This is a genomic window from Streptomyces sp. 7R007 (genome assembly GCF_054850255.1).
In genome coordinates this window covers 107,609-126,120 of the sequence record NZ_JBTWMV010000002.1, presented here as the reverse complement: position 1 = coordinate 126,120, position 18,512 = coordinate 107,609, and the positions used below count along the sequence as shown (strand labels likewise).

General features: G+C 72.7%; 12 protein-coding genes and 1 riboswitch. Of the genes, 4 read left to right on the top strand and 8 right to left on the bottom strand.

The features are described from left to right. The first annotated feature begins 32 nt into the window (after window positions 1–32). Window positions 33–1,103 (top strand): PucR family transcriptional regulator, encoded by a 1,071-nt coding sequence (locus ACYF6T_RS03905; protein WP_461693397.1) that lies wholly within the window; start codon window positions 33–35, stop codon window positions 1,101–1,103. A 122-nt stretch (window positions 1,104–1,225) separates the two neighbouring features. Here the strand turns inward: ACYF6T_RS03905 and ACYF6T_RS03900 are convergent, their stop codons facing one another. Next, window positions 1,226–1,987, bottom strand: coding sequence for a LysR family substrate-binding domain-containing protein (locus ACYF6T_RS03900; protein ID WP_461693396.1), 762 nt, complete (start codon window positions 1,985–1,987; stop codon window positions 1,226–1,228). A 59-nt stretch (window positions 1,988–2,046) separates the two neighbouring features. Here ACYF6T_RS03900 and ACYF6T_RS03895 point away from each other — a divergent pair, with 59 nt between their 5' ends. The 3 genes from ACYF6T_RS03895 to ACYF6T_RS03885 all read left to right on the top strand — a co-directional run bounded on the left by ACYF6T_RS03895 (window position 2,047) and on the right by ACYF6T_RS03885 (window position 5,827). Continuing rightward, window positions 2,047–2,436, top strand: a complete 390-nt coding sequence (locus ACYF6T_RS03895) for a DUF5997 family protein (RefSeq protein WP_461693395.1) — start codon at window positions 2,047–2,049, stop codon at window positions 2,434–2,436. 168 nt (window positions 2,437–2,604) lie between these two features. Then, a riboswitch (cyclic di-AMP (ydaO/yuaA leader) is annotated at window positions 2,605–2,778 on the top strand. Window positions 2,779–2,786: 8 nt separating this feature from the next. Then, window positions 2,787–4,847, top strand: a complete 2,061-nt coding sequence (locus ACYF6T_RS03890) for an NlpC/P60 family protein (protein ID WP_461693394.1) — start codon at window positions 2,787–2,789, stop codon at window positions 4,845–4,847. A gap of 155 nt (window positions 4,848–5,002) precedes the next feature. Then, a complete protein-coding gene (locus ACYF6T_RS03885; protein WP_461693393.1) occupies window positions 5,003–5,827 on the top strand; it encodes a helix-turn-helix transcriptional regulator in 825 nt (274 codons plus the stop codon). On the opposite strand, the gene ACYF6T_RS03880 is transcribed toward ACYF6T_RS03885, so the two are convergent. The 7 genes from ACYF6T_RS03880 to ACYF6T_RS03850 form a co-directional block, all read right to left on the bottom strand. After that, on the bottom strand, window positions 5,818–6,993 hold the full coding sequence (locus tag ACYF6T_RS03880; protein ID WP_461693391.1) for a GDSL-type esterase/lipase family protein: 1,176 nt from the start codon (window positions 6,991–6,993) through the stop codon (window positions 5,818–5,820). The two genes, ACYF6T_RS03885 and ACYF6T_RS03880, sit on opposite strands and share 10 nt — an antisense overlap. Window positions 6,994–6,997: 4 nt before the next feature. Beyond that, on the bottom strand, window positions 6,998–7,582 hold the full coding sequence (locus ACYF6T_RS03875; protein WP_461693390.1) for a TetR/AcrR family transcriptional regulator: 585 nt from the start codon (window positions 7,580–7,582) through the stop codon (window positions 6,998–7,000). Between the two features lie 65 nt (window positions 7,583–7,647). After that, entirely contained in the window at window positions 7,648–9,198 is a 1,551-nt protein-coding gene (locus ACYF6T_RS03870; protein WP_461693389.1) for an MFS transporter, read from the bottom strand. Window positions 9,199–9,282: 84 nt separating this feature from the next. Then, complete coding sequence (locus tag ACYF6T_RS03865; RefSeq protein ID WP_461693387.1) at window positions 9,283–12,723, bottom strand: P-loop NTPase fold protein; 3,441 nt, start codon at window positions 12,721–12,723, stop codon at window positions 9,283–9,285. Next, the gene (gene fxsT, locus ACYF6T_RS03860) at window positions 12,723–15,461 is read right to left on the bottom strand and encodes an FxSxx-COOH system tetratricopeptide repeat protein (protein WP_461693385.1); all 2,739 of its coding nucleotides are present in this window, start codon (window positions 15,459–15,461) and stop codon (window positions 12,723–12,725) included. Before fxsT ends, ACYF6T_RS03865 begins: the two co-directional genes overlap by 1 nt. Beyond that, a complete protein-coding gene (locus ACYF6T_RS03855; RefSeq protein ID WP_461693383.1) occupies window positions 15,458–16,450 on the bottom strand; it encodes an AAA family ATPase in 993 nt (330 codons plus the stop codon). Before ACYF6T_RS03855 ends, fxsT begins: the two co-directional genes overlap by 4 nt. Then, window positions 16,447–18,432 carry a VMAP-C domain-containing protein gene (locus ACYF6T_RS03850; RefSeq protein ID WP_461693381.1) on the bottom strand — a complete coding sequence of 662 codons (1,986 nt, stop codon included), beginning with the start codon at window positions 18,430–18,432 and terminating at the stop codon, window positions 16,447–16,449. The genes ACYF6T_RS03855 and ACYF6T_RS03850 overlap by 4 nt, the downstream gene beginning before the upstream one ends. Window positions 18,433–18,512: the final 80 nt, after the last annotated feature.

The window sequence follows — 18,512 nt, the reverse complement described above, 5'->3', positions numbered from 1 at the left end:
GTCACCGGCGCGTCAAGATCCGGGGGGACGGCGTGACGGCCCACGACATACCCGAGCACTATCTGGCCGGGTACGCCCAGTTGCTGGCGGACGTCTCCGCCACCGGCCGGCGTCTGACCCGCGCCGAGATCGGGGCGCGCCGCGCCCTGGGCGAGCAGGCCGCCGAAGCCGGCTACGGGCTGCGCGCCCTGGTCAACGCCCACCTGGTCGCCACCCGGTCCGCCTGGCCCGCGACCCAAGGCTCGGCCGACAGCACGCTGGCCGCCGTACAGCAGGTGATCGACGCGTTCGCCGACGGCTACGAACGCGCCCAACTGCACGCCGTACGACAGGAGGAGGCGGCGCGCCGCGAGTTCATCGACGACCTGCTCTACGGCCGCAGCGACCTCGGCCGGCTCGCCGAACGCGCCGAACGCTTCGGCCTGCGGCTGTCGCACGCCCACGGCGTGGCGGTCGCCCGGGGCCCGCGGGCGTACGCCGAGGGCGCCCAGGTCGTGCGTGAGGTGGAACGATCCCTCAACGCCCGCTTCGGCGACCGCAACGTGCTGGTCACCACCAAGGACGGCCGCCTGCTGTGCATCGCGCCCGGCGACCAGGACGACGTCCTCGTCCACTTCGCCAAGCAGGCGCACGCGGCCACGGACGGCGGACAGGTCGCCATCGGCCGGCCGCAGCCGGGCCCGGGCGGGGTGGTGCAGTCGTACGAGGAGGCCCTCAACGCCCTCGAACTGGCCGAGCGGCTGCACTGGGACGATCCGGTGCTGCGCGCGGCCGACCTGCTGGTCTACCCCGTCCTGACGCGTGACCGGCAGGCCATGGCCGACCTCGTCCTGGACACGCTCGGCCCGCTGACCGGGGCCCGGGGCGGTGCGGAGCCGCTGCTGGACACCCTCACCGCGTACTTCGACGCGGGCTGCGTGGCCGCGGAGGCGGCCCGCCGGCTGTCGCTGAGCGTGCGCGCGCTGACGTACCGCCTGGAACGCATCCACACCCTCACCGGCGCGAACCCGGCCGACCCGGCCCACCGCTACATGCTCCAGACGGCGGTGATCGGGGCGCGACTGCTGGACTGGCCGACGAAGGGGCTGGGACGTGCCGGTTGACGCGGCCACTACGCGCGGCGGAACGCCGGCCCGGCGACGGCGCACGCCAGGAGCGGCGGAACGCGCTCCCGGCGACAGCACGCGTCAGAAGCGGCGGAACGCTCTCCTGGCGGCGATGCGCGCTAGGAGCGGCGGCGGGGCTTTCCGCGCTTGCCGGACCTGGTTCCCGCCGAGCCGCCCTTGGAGGTCCGGTTCGCCGTCCGGGCCGCCGGTGGCTTGCGGCGGGGCGCGGCCGTGGACGCGGGCTTCTCCTTCGGCTGGGGCTCGGAGGCCCGGCGGCCCCGGGTGCTGTTGACCGTGCGGCCGCGGACGATGCCGATGAAGTCCTCGACCAGGTCGGTCGTCGCCTCCTCCGGCCACGACAGGGCGACGCCCGACTGGGGCGCGTCCACGACCGGGCGGTAGGTGAGGTCGCGACGGTGGTGCAGCCGCGCCAGGGACTGCGGGACCACGAGCAGCCCGATCCCGGCGGCGACCAGCTCGATCGCGTCGGCGGTGGTGGCCGGGCGCTCGAAGGCGGGCTCCCCCGGAGGGCTGTCCCAGTCGAAGACGTCGTCGAGGGGGTGCAGGACGACCTCCTCGGCGAGGTCCGCCACGGTCACCTCGTCGGCCGCCGTGATCAGGTGGTCCTTGGGGACGACGACCACCGTCGTCTCGGTGTAGAGCCGGATGGCACTGAAGTACGTACGGTCGACCGGCAGCCGCACCAGCCCCGCGTCCGCCTCGCCCGCGCGCAGCAGGTCCGCCGCCTCCCCGGCCGGTACGGAGAGGAGGGTGAGCGGGATGTCGGGCAGGCGCTCGTTCCAGATCCGCACCCACTTGGCGGGCATCACTCCCGGGACGTACGCGAGCCGGAACGTCGATGCTGCTTCCGAGCCTGTCACGCCCGCCAGGTTACCGGCCGTGGTCGGCGGGGTCGTACACGATCGATACCCTGGACGTCATGAAGTCGCAGCAGACCACCCAGACGATGAAGCCCGCCACCGCGGCGAAGAAGCTGGGTGTGTACCTAGAGGCCACGCCCGCCGAGTTCCGTGAGGGTGTGGTCTCGCGTGCCGAGCTCGCCGAGCTGCAGGCGAACCCGCCCGAGTGGCTGCGCGAGCTGCGCGCCAAGGGCCCGCACCCGCGCCCGGTGGTCGCGGCCAAGCTGGGTGTCTCCATCTCCGGCCTCGCCCGCGGCGGGATCACAGAGCCGCTGACCACCGAGCAGATCGAGGCCCTCAAGCAGGAGGGTCCGGAGTGGCTGGTCAAGGAGCGCGCCACCCAGGCGGAGGTGCGCAAGGAGGCGGCGCGCATCAAGAAGCGGGACGCCGAGCGCGCCGCCCGTTCCTGACCACGCTCCGTCGCTTTTCCGGCACAGTGTGCTCATCTGACGAGCCGTCAAGGTTAAGGTCACAAAAGCGTATCGGACATACTGCGCTTCAACCTTCACACCAGCCGCACAAGTTGGCTAAGTTGACGCCCAGGCTGTACGACTTCCTCCGGCGAACCCCGTCGGGGCGTACGGCCTCCGCCGAGTCCGGTGCGCCCCCGTGGCAGCCGGAGCCGGGGACCCGACCGAAACACTGGGGTGAATCGGCCGACCGCCCGTCAGGGCGCCGGCCGTAGGGCACACCTTCCGGATCGACCGCCCGAACCCGACAGCTAACCCGGTAGGCGGAGCACGGAAGGAGTACGGCCCGCATGGCGCCGGAACGCACCTTGCGCGCTGATGGCGACGCGCCCAGCCGCGACGAGATCCAGCAGCGGATCAGCTCGCTCTACGACCGGGCCGAGAACGACAGCGGCACCTTCAACGCCACCCGCGCGCAGTCGGCCAAGGCCCGCGGGCGGGGGCGGGGCGCCCCGGCGGGCGGCGACCGGCGCCGGCGCTCGGAACCCGCCCTCGACGACGTCGCCCGGCAGTGGTTCGACGCCGCCCGTTACTCGCTGGGGCCGACGATCCCGGCGATCCTGCCCGCAGACCGGCAGCCGGCCCGGCCGGGGCCGTCCCGTTCCGCACGCCGGCCGGCACCGCCGTCGGACGACCTCCTCGAACGCACCATGCGCGAGCTGGGCGTCACCACCCGCGCGGTCGCGGAACTGCCCGGACGCGCGGCGGGTGAGCTTCCCGGACGCGCGGTAGGCGAGCTAACCGGGCGCGCGGTAGGCGAGCTTCCTGGACGCGTGGCAGGCGAGCTGCCCGCGGCCGCGACGCCCGAGCTCACCGCCGTGATGCCCGCGCTCCCCGCCGCGGCGCCGGAGCCGTCCGCGCCCGGAGCTCGTGTACCGCGCCGCCCCGCCGCCGGCCCGGCGGACGCGCTGTCGGCCGTGCCGGCCCCGCGCCAGGAGACCCCGCAGCCCGAGATGGCGACGGCGTACGCGCCCCAGCACCCCGCCCCGGCCATACCGGCCCAGCCGACCGCGCAGACGTGGGGTTCGGCCGAACCGGCGTGGCAGCCGCAGCAGCAGGCCATGGCCGACATGGGCGGCACGACGGGGTCGTGGCCGACCGCCACACCGTCGGCCCTGGACACGAGCACGACGGGCTCGTGGGCCACGGTCACGCCGTCAGCTCCGGACACGAGCGCGACCGGCTCGTGGCGCACCGCCACACCGTCCACGCCCGTCACCGGCTCCACCGGGTCCTGGGCCGCCGTCACACCGCCGACCCCGGACACGAGCACGTCGGGCTCATGGGCCACGGTCACGCCGTCGACTCCGGACACGGGCACGACCGGCTCGTGGCGCACCGCCACACCGTCCACGCCCGACACCGGCTCCACCGGGTCCTGGGCCACCGTCACACCGCCGACCCCGGACACGAGCACGACGGGCTCATGGACCACGGTCACACCGCCGCCCCCGGACACGAGCACGACCGGCTCGTGGCGCACCGCCACACCGTCCACGCCCGACACCGGCTCCACCGGCTCGTGGGCCACCGTCACGCCGCCGGCCCCGGACACGGGCGCGTCGGAGTCGTGGCTGGCCCCCGTGCCGTCCGTGCTCGATGCCGGCGCGACGGGGTCGTGGGCCACCGCCACGCCGTCCGCCCTGGACACGGGCGCGACCGGTTCGTGGAACACGGCCACGCCGTCCGTGCTCGACACCGGTGTGACGCCCTCCTGGGCCTCCGCGGCCCCTTCGGTCCTCGACACCGGCGCGTCGGGGTCCTGGGCCACCGCCACGCCGTCCGTCCTGGACACGGGCGCGACGCCCGCGTGGTCCACCGCCGCGCCCTCCGTCCTCGACACCGGTACGTCGGACTCGTGGCGCACCCCCGCCCCCTCCGCTCCCTCCGTCCTCGACACGGGCGCGTCCAGGCTGTGGGACGCCGCCGTGCCGGCCGCCGCCGAGACCCGTGCGGTGCCCGAGGTCGCGGCCGTGCCGGACGTCGCGCACGCCACGAAGGCCGAGCGCGCGGTCGCCTTCGCACGCGCGCAGATCGGCAGACCCTGCCTGTGGGGGACGGCCGGTCCGGAGTCGTACGACAACGCCGGTCTGACGCAGGCCGCGTGGAAGGCCGCCGGGGTCGACCTGCCCCGCACCGCGCCGGAGCAGGCGAGCGCCGGCACGGTGGTGCCGCTCTCCGCGAGCCGGCCGGGCGACCTGATCTTCTTCAACGACAACTTCACCCACGTGGGCATCCACACCGGCGACGGCAGGATGATCCACGCGCCGGGCCCGGGGATGTCCGTCCGCGAGGTCTCCATCCTCTACGCGGGAGAGTCGGCGATCCGCATGGCGGTGCGCCCCGCGTAACACGGACCACACGCACCCCGAGAAACCAAGGAACCCGGTCCCGCCAAGGGACCGGGTTCTGTGCTGGTGACGCCGGGCCCGCACAGCGTCCGGGCCGCCGGTCCCCCGCGCTGGCGGCCCGCGTTGAAGTCTGTGCTTTGCTGGGAGACGCCGGTATGGGTACAACTGCGTACGCGGCGGACGAGTGGAGCGCACACGTGGTACAGGGTCTGGGCCGGGCCTACGAACGCCTGCTGTCGGTGGCCGTCGCCGCTCTGCACGAGCGGGACCCCGAACGGCTGTGGCCGCTGGTGGCGGCCGTGCTGCCCGAGGCGTGCGGCGGGGAGAGCCTGGTCTACAAGCTGGACGACTGGAGCGAGCGCACCGGCACGGTGGGCGCCTCGCCCGGGGTCGCCGGCGCGTTCGAGCGGCTCGGTGCGCAGGAGCTGGGTCTGCTGCGGTCGGGATACCCGTTCGCCGGTCACTACGCGAGCGGCTCCGACCGGTCCCCGGTCACGGCCGGACGGGTGGCGGGGCGCTCCTGGCGGGGCAGTCCGACGGCCCGGCTGATCGGCGACGCCATGGACCTGGACCACGTCCTCGCGGTCCCGCTGCCCGAGCCGACGGCTCCGGTCCTCGGGTGCATGGTCTACCGGGCCGGTGCGGACTTCACCGACGACCACGTCCGCGCGGCCGAGCGGGCGCAGTCCCTGCTCGCCGCCGTCGAGCAGCAACGCCGGCTCCTGCTCCGCCTGCAGCGGTCCGCCGACCCGGACGCCGCCGCCTCCTGTCCGCTCACCCCGCGCGAGACGACGGTGCTGCTCCTGCTGGCGGACGCGCTGACCGCGGGCGCGATCGGCCGCCGTCTGGGCATCTCCGACCGTACGGTGCACAAGCACGTCGAGAACATCTACCGCAAGCTCGGCACACGCGACCGCATCAGCACGGTGCTGCGCGCCCAGCAACTGGGCCTGGTTCCGACGCCTTCACTTCACGGTTGAGCGAACGCGCCCGTCTTGAAGGCCAGGTCGGCGAAGCGTTCGCCCATCAGGCGGTGGGTGGCCGCGTCGGGGTGGAGCTGGTCGGGCAGCGGGTGGCCGGCGGCGTCGGACTCGCCGTAGAGCTCACGGCCGTCGAGGTAGTGCAGGTTCGGGTCCTCCTCCGCGCGCTGCCGTACGATCCGGGCCAGCTCGTCCCGGATGACGCGCAGCGTCAGCTTCCCGCTCGCGGTCTCCGCCGGATCGCCCATGGCCACAAACCGCAGCTGCCCGTCGGACAGGTTGGCGAAGTCCGGGGCGCTGGGGCCGGGCGTGTCCTCGTGGATGGGGCACAGGATGGGCGAGACGACGAGCAGCGGCGCCGTGGGATGGCCCTCGCGGATGGTGTCGAGGAAGCCGTGGACGGCGGGGGTGAAGGCGCGCAGGCGCATCAGGTCGGCGTTGACCAGGTTGATGCCGAGCTTGACGCTGATCAGGTCGGCCGGGGTGTCCCGCAGGGCGCGTGCGGTGAACGGATCGAGCAGGGCGCCGCCGCCCAGGCCGAGGTTGACCAGGTCCACGTCGCCCAGGGAGGCGGCGAGGGCGGGCCAGGTGGTGGTGGGGCTCGCCGCGTCGGAGCCGTGGCTGATGGAGCTGCCGTGGTGCAGCCACACCCGGCGGCCCCGGTCCGGCACGGGCGCCAGGGGCGCGTTGCTGCGCAGGGCGACGAGTTCGGCGGTCTCGTTGTGCGGCAGCCAGATCTCGACGTCCTTGTCGCGGTCCGGCAGGCCGGTGAAGGAGAGGGTGTCCGGCCGGCCGGTCTCCTGCTCGAAGGTGCCGGCGGTCATGTCGATGGTCAGGGTGCGGCCGCCGGTCGCGGTGGCGCTGCCCGCCGGGCGGCCGTCGACGAGGAGTTCGTAGACGCCGTCGGGGCGCGGCGGGGCGCCGACGTAGACGCGCTTGGTGGGCAGGGTGTCGAGTTCGACGGCGGTGGCACGGGTGCGGAAGAGCAGGCGTACGCCGGAAGGCTGGGACTCGGCCATGGCCAGCTGCGGGTCGGTGTTCTGGGCGCGGGCCCGGGCCGGCAGCCGGTGCGGGAGCACGCCGAGCTCGGTGCGCTCCAGGTCGAGGGCGCCGCGCAGGAGGTCGGCCGTGAGGGGGGTGGTGATCCAGTCGTGGTCGGTGTGCATGCTCTCAGTCCGTGGTCGTGGTGGCCGGGGGCCAGTTGCGCAGCAGCGCGTCGAGGGCGTCCAGGACGCGGGTCCAGGTCTCCTGGGTGTCGGGGGCGCTGTGGCTGAAGGCGCCGCCGAGTTCGAGGCTGACGTAGCCGTGGAAGACGCTGCCCAGGAGGCGGACGGCGTGGGTCTGGTCGGGCTCGGTGAGGTCGTAGCCGCGCAGCAGGGCGCGGGTCATCCGGGCGTGCCGTACGCCGGCGCTCGCGGCGGCCGTCTCCGGGTCCAGCCGGAGCTGGGCGGCGGCATAGCGGCCGGGGTGCTGCCGGGCGTAGTCGCGGTAGACGTCGGCGAGGGCGGTGAGGGCGTCCTTGCCGGAGCGCCCGGCGAGGGCGTCGGCGGCGCGGTCGGCCATCTCCTCCAGGGCGAGCAGGGCAATCCGGGTCCGGAGGTCGTGGGAGTTCCTGACGTGCGAGTACAGGCTCGCCACCTTGACGTCGAACCGCCGGGCCAGCGCTGACACGGTCACCTGGTCGAAGCCGACCTCGTCCGCGAGCTCGGCTCCGGCCAGCGTCAGCCGCTCCGCGCTCAACCCCGCCCGCACCATGAAGACCCTCCACCTTGCCTAAAACCTTTAGGCAAGATACCACGTCCTTTAGGTCGTCCGCGGAGTCATGTGGAACCGGGCCCCATCCCTCCCTGAAGCCGCTCCAGGTCGGACGGGCGGACCTGGATGGCGATGACGGCGATCAGCGCGGCGACCACGGTGAAGACGGCCGCCATGACGAACGCGGCCTGGATCCCGGCGGTGAGGACCTCGTCGGACCAGGGCCGCGGCAGTTGCCCGGTGTGCCGGAAGCGCAGCCGCTCGGCCGGGGTGGCCTGCGCGAGGAAGCGCCGCACCTGCTTGCGGGCCTCGTTGCCGCTGGCCGTGCCGAACATCGTGACCAGGATGGACAGCCCGAGCGAACCGCCGACCTGCTGCGTGGCGTTGAGCAGTCCGGATGCGGCGCCGGTCTCCTCGGCGGAGACGTCGGAGAGCGCCATCAGGGTCAGCGACACGAACTCCATGCCCATGCCCAGGCTGAAGACGAGCATCGGGCCGAGGATGCCGCCCGCGTAGGTGGAGTCGACGTCGATCAGGGTCAGCCAGGCGAGGCCGCCCGCCGCGAGGACGGCGCCCACCACCATGAACGGTTTGGGCCCGAACCGGGGCAGGAACCGCGAGGCCAGCCCCGCGCCGACGGCGATGACCGCGCTGACCGGAAGGAAGGCGAGCCCGGCGCGCAGCGGGCTGAAGTCCAGCACGTCCTGCACGAAGAGCGTGAGGAAGAAGAACATGCCGAAGATGGCTGCGGCGAGGCTCAGCATGATGCCGTAGGTGCCGGCGCGGTTGCGGTCGGCGAACATGTGCAGCGGCGTGATCGGCTGTCGGGAGCCCCGCTCGACCAGGACGAACACCGCGAGCACGACGACGGCGCCGGCGAACGCGGCCAGCGTCAGCGGGTCCCGCCAGCCCTCCTGCGCGGCTCTGATGAAGCCGTACACCAGCAGCACCATGCCGACGGTGGAGGTGAGCGCGCCGGCGAGGTCGAAGCTGCCCGGGTGGCGCTCGGACTCCCTGATGACGCGGGGCGCGGCGAGGGCGATGAGCAGGCCGATCGGCACGTTGACGAAGAGGACCCAGCGCCAGTTCAGCCACTCGACGATCATTCCGCCGGCGAGCAGGCCGATGGCGCCGCCGCCGGAGGAGACGGCGGCGAACACGCCGAAGGCCCGGTTGCGTTCCGGGCCCTCGCGGAAGGTGGTGCTGATCAGGGACAGCGCGGTGGGCGAGGCGATGGCGCCGCCCACGCCTTGGAGGGCCCGCGCGGCGAGCAGCTGCCCGGAGTTCTGGGCGAGCCCGCCCAGCAGTGAGGCGAGGGCGAACAGCAGCACCCCGAGGACGAACATCCGGCGCCTGCCGAGGATGTCCCCGGTCCGCCCGCCGAGCAGCAGCAGCCCGCCGAAGGTGAGCGTGTAGGCGTTGACCACCCAGGACAGGCTGGTGGTGGAGAAGTCCAGGGCCTGCTGGATGTGCGGCAGCGCGATGTTCACGATGGTGATGTCCAGGACCACCATCAGCTGGCAGGAGGCGATGACGACGAGCGCCAGACCGCTGCCGCCACCGCCGGTCTCCCGGGTGGCGCTCGGTGCTGAGGGGGTCGGCTGCGGGCTGCTCATGGCGTGTCGCACTCTCGGTGGACGTCGGCGTCCAGTGTCCGACGCTACGCCCGCCCGGAAGCCCTCACCACTCGGCCCGGGGCACTACAGGAACCGCGAGGCCACCGCTGCCATCTCGACGCCTTCACGGAGGAAGGCGCGCAGATCGTCTCCCCAGCCGGGCGCCGGTGTCCCGGTCGGCGCGCCGTCCGGGCCGGGGAGGAACACCGGGAACGTCCGGTGCAGTTCGGTGGTCCACCGCTCGGGAGCCGTGTCGCGTGCCGCCCGTTCCAGGCCGCCGAGCACCTCGTCCGTGTCCGCGGCACCGAGCATGCTGATGACGTGCGGCCAGCGGATCGCGAACGCCGCCAGCTTGGCGATCTGCTCCTGCTCCGGCATGGGCGCGCCGAGCAGCCGCTGACGTTCGGCTATGAAGCTGTAGAAGCGGTAGAGGTTGACGAAACGCTTGATCTCACGCGGGTTGCGGGAGTCGAGGACGGGCAGCAGGTCGGCGAGCGCGGCGTGGGCGTCGACGTCGCTGTAGAGATCGGCGATCACGCGGTCGGCGGCGGCGAGGGCCGCGGGTCCCAGTGGCTCCGGGACTCCCAGCACCTCGGACTGTGCCGCGAGCGCCATCGTCCGCAGAGTGTCCGGCGTCGGACGGCGCGCGCGAAGACTGCGCTCGACGGCGTCGACGTCGGCCGGATCGGGCCTGTCCAGCGTCCAGCGCGGGACCCCGCGACCGGCGGACGGGGCGGTGCGGGACACCGCCGGCGCGGGCGATCCTGCCCTGTCCGTGGTGTCTCGTACGTCCCGCGCCCGCGGGCCGGCACCGGTGTGTGGCACGCCGGGGGCCGGTGGGGAGTCCGGTGCGACCAGGGAGCGCAGGTACCCGGCGAGTTCACCGGCGTCCCTGGGCGGCGGGATGCTCAGCGGCAACTGGACGATCTTCTCAAGGAAGCGCCAGCCCAGGGTGGACCAGTCGCCCGCCAGCCGGCCGTCACGCTGGGCCTTGACCAGGTCCTGGTAGGCGACTTCGACATGGGCCGCCACGGTGCCCGGCTCCATGCCGAGCACGAAGACGCAGTGCGGGAACTCTCCGGCGAGGAAGAGGTTGATGGCCTCGATGACCTGGGTGACCGCGCTCGGCGAGCAGCGGTCGAGGTCGTCGACGAAGACGACCAGGGGGCGCCGAGGGGTGGCGATGAGATCGAGCACCCGTTTCATGTCGGTCTGCACGAGGTGCAGAAATCCGAGGCGACCGGCATAGCCGGGATCGGGTACGAGCTGGTCGAAGCCCTTCTTGAGCTCGGCGCCGAGGAACCGCTGCCCCGACCCGAGCACGTCCGACCGGTTGACCAACGCGGAGAGCGGACCCGTGGCCGTCTTGCCGAGAAAGACGAACCCCTGCCGGACACCCGCCGCGAGCAGCGTCACGGTGCCGCCCCCGAGGGCTGCCGCCGAGATGTCGCGGATGGCCTGCCGCCCGGGGCCCACCAGTTGTGCGAAAACCAGCCCGACCAGGGTCACGACGATGGTCAGCAACCAGAACAGGACGAAGGGCAGTACCCGTTCGGCGAGCAGGCGGTACCAGCGCCGGCGGATGACGCTGTGGTCGACGCGGGCGAGGTTGAGCTTCAGCCAGAACCGCTCCCGGTCCGCGAGGGGCAGCCGTTCGGTCACCTGCGTGATGATCTCGTGGGCCAGTCCCGCCCAGATCTGCTCGCCGTTCTGGTACATCCACGGGTTGAACCACACGGTGGGCCGCCACTCCGCCTCGTGCAGGGGCGCCCCCTCGTCAAGGTGCGCCCGCAGCCGGACGGGTTCGTCCACCGTGGCGGCGCCGGCCTCGCGCAGGATCTCACGGTTGGTCACCCGGCGGTCGGACGATCCCCGGTCAAGTCTGATGCCGCACGGTTCCTCGTCGCTGCGGGGGTCGAGGATGTTCTGGATCATTCGCATCAGGGAGGTCTTCCCGGCTCCCCAAGGGGCCTTCAGCCCGATGGTCAGCGGTGGCAGCGTCTGCCGGTGCCGGATGAACTCGGCGATGGCGGCGGCGTAGTGGGAGTACGAGAGGCGGTCTTCCAGCGTGTACGCGTCGCGGGCGATGGAATGTTCAGGCTGAGGCCGGTAGCCACGGGACAGCAGGAAGAAGCGGCGGGCGCGATCACGTACGGCGATCGCCTCCTCCCGCGAGTCCTGCTCCCCGATCCGTTCCTGGGCGAACTCGCGCACTGCCGCATGGATGAGCCGAATGGCCTCGCCCTCCGGCGACACGACGATCAGGCCGGCCGACGTCAACTCGTCCAGAGCCGCCGAGACCGCGTCGGGCGCCATGTCTCCCGCGAGGAAGCCGACGAGTTGGGGCGGGATCTCCTCGTACTCGTCCACCAGTGACAGCCGGCGCAGTACAGCGGCCGCCGGATTGCTGAGAGCTTCGTAGGTGAGGCGGACGAACGCGTGGATGCTCAGACTCTGGTCGGAGCCAAGACGGTCGAACGCCTCCGCCAATACGGAGGCGGGAACACGTTCGAGCAAGCCCGCCAGGAGTCGCAGCGTCAGCGGATTGCCGAACAAGCCGCCAGGCGTGTCGCGGAGCGCGGCAGCGGCGCCGAGTCTGTCCGCAGGAGCCAGCGCCCTGAGCAGTTGCCACGCGTCGGACTCCGTCAGGGGCCCGAGGCGGACGGACTCCGTGTGGCCACGGTCGGATGCACCGAGGAGACCGCCGCGCGAGGTCACGACGAGCAGCGAGCGTGACGGCACCGACTCGGGCCGCAGCGCCTCGATCACGGCTGCGTCCGGCACGTCGTCGAGGACGAGCAGGAGCCGCTGCCGTGCCAGCCGGGAGCGCAGCAGCGCGAGCCGGTCGGCGGTCGTCGCGGGCAGGTCTGCCACCGGCACGCCGAGGTGCCGCAGGAGGGTGTCGAACCGCTGACCGAGCGCTTCCTCGTCGCCCGTCGACCGGATGGAGACATAGTGCTGTCCGTCCGGGAACCGCGAGGCGATCCGGTGTGCCCACGCGGCGGCCAGCGTCGACTTGCCCGTTGCGGCCTCGCCGGTGATCTCGATCAGCCACGGAGGGGATCCGGCGTCCGCGATCAGGGAGTCGAGCCGGGCCAGTTCCTCGCGTCGGCCGGAGAAGTGCGGAGGCAACGGCGGCAGCGTCGACACGGGGCGAGACGGCTCGGACCCCTCCCGCGCCGTTCCCGCAGCGGGCGCCGTGGACGACAGCGCCGTGAGCAGGTCGTCCCACTGTTCCCGCCACCAGACCAACGACAACGGCCGTGTCGACGGGTCGATGCCCTGGCCGACGGCGTAGCTCTCGCAGGCGCTGACGAAGGTGACGACGAACTCCCAGGAGGGTGCCGACGCTCCCCGCAGCATCTCCTGCACCGTGGCCGGCACCAGCGGGACGCTGCCCTGCTCCTCGGCGATCGACGCCAGCACCTCCAGGTCCGGGCGCCCGACGCTCTCGTAGGCCTTGTCCAGTTGCCCGGCGAAGGCCACGATCCGGGCGGCACGGGTGGCGCCCCGGTTCTCCGCCATCAGGCCGTCTCCCCGCCGAGTCGTATCCGTTCGAGTGCGCGCACGTCGGGGCTGTCGGGCCCCTGCAGCGTCCGCCACTTCCGCAGCGCTGCCTCACGGAGTTCCTGCGCGCCCAGTCGGTCTCCGCTCGCGTCCAGGTACTGTGCCTGGGTCACCGCCAGCCGCCGTACCTCCTCCGTCTCGCAGTCCAGTACGCCGGACGGCAGCAGATGGGGCTGGATCTCCTTGAAGCGCCCCCAGTCGCGCCGGTTGCGGGGATCTCGCGGGGCGTAGCGCAGGAGCAGACAGTGCACGACGTGTGCGACGTGCACCCTGCGCGCCATCGACATGGGTGACCCGTCGCCGCGGACGACCGCCTGCATCAGCCGGTGCACCTGTACGGTGCCCCGTCTGAAGTCGTGCTGGATCAGGGCGAAGCGGCTCAGCTCCCGAAGGGCGACATGAAAGGCGGCCGCGTCACACAGGGTCGCGGCGAAGGACTTCGGCAGACCTTCGGCGTCCGGCGTGCGGAGCAAGGAGAGGGGAACCGGTTCCGGCGCGAAGAAGCTGCACAGTTCCAGCAGTTGGACGGCAGCGGGGTGCTCCTCGTGGAGGCGGTCGATGGCCATCCGCCATGTCCTGTACAGCGGTATGGGAACGCCGCGTGCCGGTGCCTGGCCCTGTAGCGCCGGCAGGACGTGCACGTTCTCGAAACCGCGCAGGTGCTCGTCCACGCTCATGTGCGTCCAGGCCCGGAACTCGGCCGCCTGCACCAGGGCCATGGGCAGGCCGTCGGCGACGTCCGCGAACCGCAGGGCGTCGGCGTCGGACAGCCTGCGCGTCTGCGGGATGTGACGGTGCAGCAGAAGGACGCTCTCCTCGGGGCTCATCACACCGACGTCGACGGCGTCCTCCCCCAGGGACCACACGGAGTTGCGCGACGTGATGATCAGGTGCCCGGGGCCCTGGGGCACATAGCCCTCGATGTCCTCGGGTCTGTCGGCGTTGTCGAAGACCACAAGCCAGCGTTCGTAGGGGTCGCCGCCGTGCAGCGCGTCCAGGGCTCGGGTCCAGGGTTCACCCGAGTCGTGCGGTCCCGGCAGGCCGAGGCGCACCGACAGCTCGGTCAGGGAGGCGCGGATCTCACCGCGTTGCTGGGCCGGGATCCACCACACCAGGTCGTACTGGTCGGCGTACCGGTGCACGTACTCCACGGCGAGCTGGGTCTTGCCGACGCCCCCCATCCCATGGAGCGAACAGGTCAGCCGGGCCGCCCTGCCGGTGACCAACCGGGTCCGCAGTTGGTCGAGCAGCGCCTCCCGACCGACGAAGCGCGGATTGCGGCTGGGGACGGCGCCCCAGACCCGCGGCCTCGGCGCCGTGACGGGGGCATGCCCCCGTACGGGCTCCGGGGCGGCCGGTGTGAGCGGTGTGGCGGCGGCCGGGACGTGGACGCTCTGCATGACCTCGCGGGTCACGGACCGCACGGCCGACGCCTGGCGTGCTTCGAGGATGTCTTCCACAGCGCTGACGGTTCTCACGACCTCGGCCCGGGTCAGACGGGCGAGCAGGAGCTCCCGTACGCCGGGATGGAAGTCGTAGCCGTCGGGTCCCTGGCCGTCCACCCGGCGCAGAAGGCCGCCGAGAAACACCTCGGCGAGGTGGGCGGGCAGCGTGTGCGGTGCCATTCTGCGCTGGATCACCCCCATGACGGGGAGGGTGAGCGGCGCCACCGCGGCCAGATACCCGGCCAGATCCGCGGCTTCCGGGGAGGCGTTCAGCAGGAACCGTCGGATCCGGTCGGCCGGCGCGATGGTCCCGGGGACAGGTGGTCCGGCCTCCGGCGCCTGGGCGTGCCGGCCGACGAGATGGGCGACGCCGTTGACCCATCCGGCGCCGGTTCCGGACAGGATGGTCGTCCAGGCGTTCAGCCAGCGGGGCGCCAACTCCAGGACCGGGATCGCCACCCCTTGGGGCGCAGTGTCGTCGTCCCGCCTGCGGCAGGTCAGCATGGTGTTCGCCGTTCCCGGTGGCGAGCCGCACTGCCACCGGACGGGGACGGGCGTCAGCGCACTCTGCCGCCACATGCGCTGCGGAAGCATCTGCACGATCGCGACCGGCTGTCTGCGGCCCCACCGCGGCAGCAGCGTCCGCATGGCTCCGTCCGGTCGCCACAGCCCGCTGACGCAGTCGCTGAGCACGAGGACGAGCTGGCGCCGGGACGGGATCACGATCTCGGCGGCGCGCCGTCCGGAGGCGCCGCCCTCGGTCCGGACGCTGATGCCGCCGGCCGCGGCCTCCGCCACCAGCCAGGTCCGCACCTGGTCGAAGACGCCCGACCGTGCCATGAGCGTGCGGAAGCGGCTGATGGTCGGCTGCCACAGGACCATCGAGGGGCCGGCGTCGACCACGAGGGTGAGATCGACCTCGCGTCGAGGAGGCGCCGGCCGGGGTGGCAGTGGCAGGAATGTGCCCGAAGCGGTGGACTCGGCGAGCACGGCTTCGGCGGGCCGCCGTCGCGTGCCGGCGCCGGAGTTGCGCAGCGGCTGAAGTGCCTTGTGGAGATCACGCTCGCGAAGCGGAGCGACCAGGCCCGAGTCCGGGCCGGGCGGCGGGGCGCTGTGGCGAACGGCCGCACCGGGACCGCTCGGCAGCGGGCCGACCCGGTGCCTTTCGGCCAGCCACAGGGCATCGGCGAGTTCCTCGGCCGTGGGTTCCTGGCCGAGGTCGCCGAGCGCCCTGAGCAGCCGTTCGATCATGCGTGGTAGTCCGCCTCACCCGGCGCCATCACCCGGCTGGCGAGTCGAGCGCCGTCGGACGATCCCCACGAGGTGACCAGGAAGACGGCGTTGAGCAGCTGGTCGGTGGAGACGTCACCCCGCTCGCGCCGGCTCAGGAACTCCTGGATCGCCGGTCGGCTGCGCTCCATCATGTCCTGGCCCAGATGGGCGGCGACGATGGACTCGACCTGCGTCCAGTCGGGGAACCCGAGGGCGAGCGGCAGACAGCGGCGCAGGAAGCGCGGTGGGAACTCCCGCTCACCGCTGCTGGTGATGACGATCATCGGGAAGGCCCGGCACCGCACGCGCCCGTGCCGCACGTCGGCCCTCGACCCGTCGGCCGTCATGACCTCGACCTGCGGTGTGGTGGAGGACTCCCGTACCAGCTCGGGAATGTCGAACTGCCCCTCTTCGAGGACAGGCAGGAGCTCGTTCGGCAGGTCGAAATCGCTCTGGTCGAAGTCGTCGACGAGCAGCACCCGCGGACGCTCCGTGGGCAGCAGGGCGGTGCCGAGCGGCCCGAGGCGGATGAAGGACCCGACGTCCGGGCGTCTGTCCCCGGCCGCCGTCAGGTTCGCCTCCTGTATGCGTCCCAGCGCGTCGTACTCGTACAGACCGCTGCCCAGCGTCGACGCGCGCACGACCGACCAACGCAGCACCGGTCCGAGCTGCAGCTCGTGGGCGATGCTGTAGGCGAGCGACGACTTGCCGCTGCCGGGAGGGCCCGTCACCAGCAGAGGGCGGCGCAGGAGCAGCGCGGCGTTGATCATCTCGACGGCGGCGGGCTCGGCCTGGTACGACCGGGCGCGCTGCTGTTGCCGGTAGTCGTCGTCGGCGGCGTAAGGACTGGGCAGGACGGGGTCTCCGTCGAAGGTCCGCCAGGGCGGTGGAGGCGGAAGCCGCTCGATGCCGTCGTGGGGTACGCCGCTGCCCGTGTACACGCCCGCCGTGCCGTGCTGCCCGTTCATGCCGTCTCCTCGGACGCCTCGGGAATCCGCAGTTGCATCGCCTCGCCGACGAGACGATCCGGGTCGTCGTAGAGCAGGCCCAGGCCCAGAGGGGCATCGGGCCGTGCCCCCGCCAGAGTCCGTCTCCTGAACTCCGCGACCCGGCGAGGGAGGTCCGTCAGTCTCGTGCGGTCCAGGAAGTCGTGCAGGTCGTCGACCGCCCGGGGGTCGGGCCGGCCCCGCACCCACACGACGGCCGGGTTGCCCTCGCGGATTGCCTCCCGCAGCTCGCGGCGGTCACCGTGACCGGCCCACCGAAGCGCCGGCTCGCTTGCCTGCAGGGCAGCGTTCCAGCGCTCCCGCAGTCGCCTGTGCAGCCGGTGCTCGCGCAGGCGCTCCAGACTGCGGATCACCACCTCGTAGTCCACCGCGATGGGAACCTCCGGCTCCTCGGCGCCGACTCGCCAGTACTCCACCGGAAGGTTCATCAACGCCAGTGGCAGTACGAACTCGATCACCATGGGCGCGACGGTCCGGACGCCCGCGATCTCCCGCTCCGCGCGCAGGACCGCTTGAGCGACCCGGTGCTCCGCGTCGGCGGCGTGGATCAGCTCGTCGGACATGAGCACCGCGCCTCCGCCGCCGTCCCCGTCCTCGAACCGGACCGACATCAGGTACCTGTCGGGATCGAGACCGTCCTCCTCGAACTGGATGGTCAGATACGACCTCCGGGCGTCCGGTACGACCGGCGCGGACGGCAGCGACAGTCCGGTGCGGCGTACGAACGCGTCGAGCCAGGCCTGCAACTGCCAACTCAGGCCCGCGTCCTGCTGCGCCGCCAGCCGCGCCACGAACCCGGTCAGGGGATGGTCGCCACCCGGCCCGGTCGTGGCATCCTCCAGCTCCCGCAGCAGGGCCGGGAAATCGTCGGCGGTGCCACGCAACCGGGGAACCGCCGAGCCGGTCCCCTGCCGCAGGGCCCGCTCCCAGCCCTCGCGTCCGCACCGTTCGGCCAACGCGAGGAGCTCATCCCGCTCCGTCTCGGTCAGCAACGGCGGAGGAACGATCCGGCGAACGCGCTCCGTCAGGAACTCCAGCTCGACGCTCGCCGGGTGATACGTCTTCATGGCCTCCAGCAGCCACTGGAAACCGTCAGCCCGCCGAGCGCACCACAGCACGAGCGACCACAACTCACGGCGTGTGTCATCGCTCCGCCCGATGTCGGGACCACGGCCGGCCCGCTCGGCCATCATCTCGGCGTAGAGGCCGCGCAGCCGCCGATCGGCGAGGTCGGGCACGTCCAGCAGCGCGTCGACGATCGCTCCCGCATCTCGCGGCGCCAGCGTCCCAAGAGACTTCGTCCCGTGGACGCCGGACAAAGCGGAGAGCGGCGGCCAGCACTCCGCGATCGCCTTTGTGGGCAGTACCAACGCCCGGAAGGACGAAGGGAGCCTCGGTGTCGTGGTGACGATTCCCACGACGCCGCCGGTCGTCTCCGACAGGACGGGGGCTCCGCTGAACCCTCGGGCGTCCCAGGGACTCGAGGGGCGGTCGGGATCGAGGGCCCAGGAGCGGGGCAAGGCACTCACGACGCGTGCCCGGGCGGATACGACCGCGCCCTGGGCACCGGGGTATCCGGCGACACGGACCACCGTGCCGTCAGCGACGCCCTCTTCGAGGCGGGGCGGCACCACGCCGATCGGCGGGCCGAGCAGGCTCAGGACAGCCAGATCCCCGCCGCCGTCCGGTTCGGCGGGCAGCCAGCCGCCGGGCAGCACTTCGGCGTCCCGCTCCTGCCCTGCCTGCGGCAGGTCGACGCGCACGACGTCCGTCGGCCGGGCTCGCGTCGGTTCCCCGCCCAGCGCGGCGGTGACCACGTGGGCGCAGGTGAGCAGCGTGTCCTCGGTCAGCAGGAAACCCGACCCGACGACCATCCCGTGGGCGTCCAGGACGCGTGCGACGCCGTCCAGCCCGGACCCCGCACGCCCGGTCGCTCCGTTCACGCCACCGCCCCCTGTAGCTCCCTCGTCGCATTGTTCCGGGCGAAGACCGTCGCCGCCACAGGATCCGCGAACTGTCCCGC